This window comes from Pseudomonas reactans (assembly GCF_013387025.1).
GTDB classification, from domain to species: Bacteria; Pseudomonadota; Gammaproteobacteria; order Pseudomonadales; family Pseudomonadaceae; genus Aquipseudomonas; species Aquipseudomonas reactans.
This window is the reverse complement of sequence record NZ_JACAQP010000178.1, coordinates 1-732: the sequence shown is the minus strand read 5'-3', so window position 1 is coordinate 732 and position 732 is coordinate 1. Positions and strand designations below refer to the sequence as shown.

The 732-nt window shown below is 43.2% G+C and carries 1 protein-coding gene; it reads right to left on the bottom strand.

The genetic code is table 11. The features are described 5' to 3' along the window. A partial coding sequence (locus HX793_RS32305; RefSeq protein WP_178905628.1) for a pepsin/retropepsin-like aspartic protease family protein occupies positions 1-732 on the bottom strand: 732 nt, incomplete at both ends.

The window sequence follows — 732 nt, the reverse complement described above, 5'->3', positions numbered from 1 at the left end:
AATTCTTGCATCTCGGTTGGAGCCAACCGATATAGAGACTTGGCTATGGGAGCAGCCTCAGGAATGAGATCGATGCGGAACTCTAGCTCACGTACTGGAGGGAGTCCAGATACGTCATCGGGAAAGATGTCGGGAAAGTCTCGTACAATCGGAATATCTTTGATCTTCTTTTCTGTGACCTTTGTTTCCACCACATGGGCTAAGAAAGCCATGTATTCTTTACGTAGATATGATCGAGCTTGAGTACATGACATAAGACTAAGCTTTTTTGAAGGAGTCTCGCCATAAATACGAAGACTTTGACCGTCGGCAAGAGGAATACGAATAAACTTCTCGTAACACACTATTTCAGCATGGTTTTGGGATAGCCAATCCATTCCCACGATGATGTCGAAGCTACCAAGTTCCATAGGAACTAAATTGACGGAAAATTTATGACCGCAAAAATCGAAAGTGTAATCTTGGATGACTGCATTGAGTGAAATGTATTTTCCATTGGCGACTTCTACGGTAAAGTTTTCATCAAGAATCGTGCGAGGTGTGTGAAGTATGGGTTCAAATTCCAAAGACACAAAACTTTTATCGGCACCTGAATCAAAAAGTACTGATGCGTAGCAGTCATTTATGAGAAACGTACCATTTACGACCTTGTTATCGGTCTGTGCTTGGGTTGCGGTAATGACAAATGCTCGGCCTTTGGGAGCTGGAACCTGCATTGTTGGATTTGCCTGG